The 4,141-nt window shown below is 58.4% G+C and carries 6 protein-coding genes; 1 reads left to right on the top strand and 5 read right to left on the bottom strand.

Features of this window, described 5'->3' with window-relative positions:
• Both EGJ34_RS20770 and EGJ34_RS20765 read right to left on the bottom strand, forming a co-directional pair.
• The coding region (locus tag EGJ34_RS20770) for a TetR/AcrR family transcriptional regulator (protein WP_148100541.1) at positions 1-683 on the bottom strand (683 nt) is incomplete at its 3' end.
• Between the two features lie 5 nt (positions 684-688).
• Positions 689-1,024 carry a hypothetical protein gene (locus EGJ34_RS20765; protein WP_043033500.1) on the bottom strand — a complete coding sequence of 112 codons (336 nt, stop codon included), beginning with the start codon at positions 1,022-1,024 and terminating at the stop codon, positions 689-691.
• 26 nt (positions 1,025-1,050) lie between these two features.
• Between EGJ34_RS20765 and EGJ34_RS20760 the strand changes: the two genes are divergently transcribed.
• Entirely contained in the window at positions 1,051-1,404 is a 354-nt protein-coding gene (locus EGJ34_RS20760) for a hypothetical protein (RefSeq protein ID WP_043033501.1), read from the top strand.
• A 215-nt stretch (positions 1,405-1,619) separates the two neighbouring features.
• Here EGJ34_RS20760 and EGJ34_RS20755 read toward each other — a convergent pair whose 3' ends face one another.
• The 3 genes from EGJ34_RS20755 to EGJ34_RS20745 form a co-directional block, all read right to left on the bottom strand.
• On the bottom strand, positions 1,620-2,774 hold the full coding sequence (locus tag EGJ34_RS20755) for an NADH:flavin oxidoreductase/NADH oxidase (protein WP_312023047.1): 1,155 nt from the start codon (positions 2,772-2,774) through the stop codon (positions 1,620-1,622).
• Between the two features lie 16 nt (positions 2,775-2,790).
• Entirely contained in the window at positions 2,791-3,318 is a 528-nt protein-coding gene (locus EGJ34_RS20750) for an SRPBCC domain-containing protein (RefSeq protein ID WP_223224789.1), read from the bottom strand.
• A 177-nt stretch (positions 3,319-3,495) separates the two neighbouring features.
• Positions 3,496-4,005 (bottom strand): lactoylglutathione lyase family protein, encoded by a 510-nt coding sequence (locus EGJ34_RS20745; RefSeq protein ID WP_033836000.1) that lies wholly within the window; start codon positions 4,003-4,005, stop codon positions 3,496-3,498.
• Between the last annotated feature and the right edge of the window lie 136 nt (positions 4,006-4,141).

Here is a 4,141-nt window from a genome sequence, read left to right as displayed (position 1 = left end):
TCTACGCTTTGACATGAACACTCCTCATGGCCTGGATCGGCCTTCTTGTAAGTGTCCGTGAAAACGGGGGTGAACCCGATGCCATGAAGGATCATTGAAGCATGCTGGGACGCAAGTTTGTCCAGCGCAGGTGCATGCGGACTCGAGGTCCCGAACAGCTCGTGGAACAGCACACCCATTACGATCGGAGCCATGATTGAAAAGGCCATGAGATTTGAGTCGCCGGCGCGGACGGTCCCCTTGGCCTGCGCCCGCTCGACAGCGCTTGCCACCAGCCGGATCATGCGAGATGCAACTTCGTCATGCCAGATCCTCGCAAGCTCAGGAAACATTCGGCTCTCCGATAGCACCATTCGCAATGCTGCAGACAAGCGGGCATCGCCACCTGATGAGACCGCTCGCTGGAGGAGCGTCGGGATTAGCTCCTCAATCGACCCGTCGAAGGTCGCCTGTGCCGTCTCAAGGCCTTCCAGATTTGTGGAGATCAACTGGCGCGCTGCGGCTCGAAACAGCTCTTCCTTGGTTTCAAAGTAGAGGTAGATCGTGCCCTTCGCGACTCGTGCGCGCTTCGCGATATCAGAGAGCTTTGCGGCAGCAAAGCCGTTCTCAAGGAAAACATCTACCGCAGCGTCTACAATCTCGAGCGGCCGCGCCTCCTTGCGACGACTCCACTTAGGTTGCATCTCGCTCACGTGCTCAATCTCTTGCCCATGCGGGAATCCCAATAGCGCTGCAGCTCGTCTAGGGACTGCGTTGGCTGTGCCAATCCCACCCAAGTGTCAGGCCGCAGAACGTAGACAGCGTCCTGCTGACGTCCAGCGCGGCCATGTTCTTCGTGCCAGGTAAACTCGCGAAGAGCCATGCCGCGGCTGTCGCACCAGCCCTTTAGTTCAGTACTGGCTCGTCCATAGACATGGACCTGCCAGCCGATTTGCTCTGAGATCGCGTAGTTGTCCTCACCACGCGTCTTCACCCAGGGCAGGCGATCGCCGCCTTCAATCTTTCCAGCCTTGCCCTGGCTCAAGGGGCTATGCGATCTACAGCATCATCATGATCAACGTTGTCTTCCACGTGATCCCGCTGATTCTCGGGGTCGGCTACGGCGCGGGAACGCTAACTGCGATCATCATCTTCATCCCCCTCTGCGCTTGGATGATCTACACATCCTTTGGCGCGGGTCGTATGAGCTATCGAGCACTAGCCCTTTTGGTTGGTGCGGGAGTGTTGTTCCATGCCCTACTCACTATTCCGATGATTCTCCTGCTGCAAGGTGCAATCTCAGAGACGTCCGTAGTCATGATTCAGGTAGCCAACCCCTTTGTGCTGATGGTCATCTTGTCGGCGGCGGAGCGCTCGCGCTTGAGCATGCCGGCAAGGCAGCGTCGGCCAAGTGCCTCTCGCTAGCTCGAGTCTTCTTCGGCGCCTAGTCAGACCTCCCATCCCGTCTCGCTCACGCAGCCGCTTCGGTGACCCCTGGCGGACAAGGCGGAGCAACTTTAATGGTGCCTGTCCCCGCCTGTGTTGAGGCGGGGTAGCAGCTTGCAATGGCGTTAGGGATTCTCGATGGGAGCCAGATCATTTGCCCCTATTGCTCGATGGAGGAGGGGGCTGGCTCGCTCCTATTGAGCCGACGCCTTGCCCGGGCCTTTGTATCTGCTCAGCCAATAGCTGTAAGGCGTGGGTAGCACGCTGGCTGGGAGCTCCTGGCCAAGCGCAATGGCCATTTGGTACGGATAGTGCGGATTGGATAGGTGGGCCCGCCCGATCATCACTAGGTCAACCTGACAGTCCGCTACAACGCGCTCGGCAGTCTGTGGATCATCGATGCACCAACCTGTGGCCACCGGAAGCCCAGTTTCATTAGCAAATCGCTCAGCAAGGGGTGCCAGGAACGCCTGTGTACCCCATGGGACGCGGCCACCAAGAGCACTGAAGCCAATGCTCACGTTGAGCAGATCAAGCCCCAACTCTCGCATTTCTTTGCCAATCTCAATGGAGTCGACCAGTGCTTGGCCATCGCGCGAGTTGTACTCCACAACTCCAAAGCGCGCGGTCAGCGGCAGATGCTCGGGCCAAACCTTACGGACGGCCGCCAATGTCTCCAGCAGGAAGCGTGCTCTGTTCTCCGCACTGCCACCGTAGCGATCCTCCCGCTTGTTGCTGTCGGGGCTGAAGAAGCTCTGCGCCAGATAGCCATGAGCGAAGTGAAGCTCCAGCCATTCAAATCCTGCAGCAAGCGCACGCTTGGCTGCAGCGACGAAATCCGCTTGAACGCGATGAATGTCCTCAACCGTCATCTCGTTGGGAACTCTATCGAGCGAGCCGCCAAAGGCGATCGGCGAGGGAACAAGGATCGCCCATCCTGCGGGATCATCGGCTGCGATGTGGTCATCGCCTTGCCATGGCCGATTTGCACTAGCCTTGCGCCCTGCGTGGCCGATCTGGATGCCAGCTACGGCACCGCCTTGCTTGATGGCAGAAGCGATGGCTGCCATTCCTGGAATTTGCTCATCACCCCACAGGCCAGCACATCCCGGGGTGATGCGTCCTTCCGGAGACACGGCGGTAGCCTCGACAATCACGAGCCCAGCGCCTCCGCGCGCAAGCGCGGCATAGTGGCTGAGATGCCAATCGTTGATACGGCCGTCCTCCGCACTGTACTGGCACATGGGCGGCACCGCGATACGATTCTTAAGAGTGACACCTTTGAGCTCGAATGGGCTAAACAGGGCAGACATAAACGGGGCTTTGGGGAGAGCAAGAGGAGCAAGCACGGGGATTTACTCCGGCTTAGGACGTTGACTTGGCGGCTCGAGCTGCTTCCACCAGGCCGTCCAGCCAATCCTGGTGACCATTGATCATTGGATTCGGCTTGGCCAGACGCAGGGCTTCTGCAGGCTGTCCCTTCTGCGTCTCCTGCGTGAGGATCCGCACTCGGCCACCATCAAGGTCTTCGACAATCCACGCATGATGAACGTCAAGTCGATCGGCAGACCCGGGCTCACCGGCCCAGCCATGCCAAGCGATCCGGCCCGGACCCTCGGAGGTAGGAGCCTCATGCTCGACGCATTGAGCCTCCACGGGGAAGCCAAAGGTTTCAAAGTAGAATCGATCCCCGTTTCGCAACAGAGGGCCGGCGCCATCGTGGAAGCGCACATTGGCTGAATTTCCGTAGTAGGTCGGCCACAGACGTGGCTCTTCAAGCAACGGCCAAACATCAGCTGCGGCAAGGCCGAGGACGATCAGCTCATTCGAGACAAAGTTTTCGGTGTAACCAGGAAGGTAGCCTTCCGGCCAACGAATGCCGTTCATTTTCATCATATGCTCCTTAGGGCTAGCGGCGCGGCTCGCCGATGAATCGTTAAAATTACGTTCGCCAGCTTCTAACTTGCAGACCTCTGACTTCTACAGCCGAGACACTTGCTCCGTACCGTCGTGTCTCAGTTTGGCGAGGACTGCCTGGCAGTCGAAAGCTGGCTGAGGGTGTGCGTGGAGCTAGACGTACGCGCCAGCTGAATACGTAAGCTCGTAGCTGTGGCTGTAGATCTCCAGGATGTTGCCCAGCGGATCCTCCATGTAAACCATCCGATAGGGCTTCTCCCCTGGGAAGTACTCTCGAACCGGCATTCGCTGCTTTCCACCAGCTGCCACAATCCGAGCGGCCAGGCCTTCAACGTCCGGATCCTGAATACAGAAGTGGAAGACGCCCGACTTCCAGTACTCGAAGTTGTTCGCGGGACGCTCGGCGTTATTGAACTGGAAGATTTCGACTCCAACCCGGTCACCAGTGGATAGATGTGCAATGCGGAAGCTGCCCCATCCAGGCCCAAACACATCCGTGCACATCACGCCAATTGCGCTTTCGTCTTCAGCAATCCTGGTCGGCGGCATGACGAGGTACCAGCCCAAGACTTCTGTATAGAAGGAAACCGCGGCATCGAGATCGGTAACAGACAGGCCGATGTGGGAGAAGGCGCGAGGGTAGGGAGGGGGTAGGGCAGGCACGGCACACCACTGAAGAGAGGGGTAGCCGCAAGATTAGACCCTGCAACTCAACCATGATCTGAACCTGCCCCGCTGAAACGGACGCCAAGAAGCGATAATTTACTCGCACTTGGAGGTTCCCTATGTCACGTCCCCC

It is taken from the genome of Stenotrophomonas sp. 278, assembly GCF_003935715.1.
GTDB classification, from domain to species: Bacteria; Pseudomonadota; Gammaproteobacteria; order Xanthomonadales; family Xanthomonadaceae; genus Stenotrophomonas; species Stenotrophomonas maltophilia_AH.
Note: the sequence above shows the minus strand (reverse complement) of the source record. Positions and strands in the feature narration are given on the sequence as shown.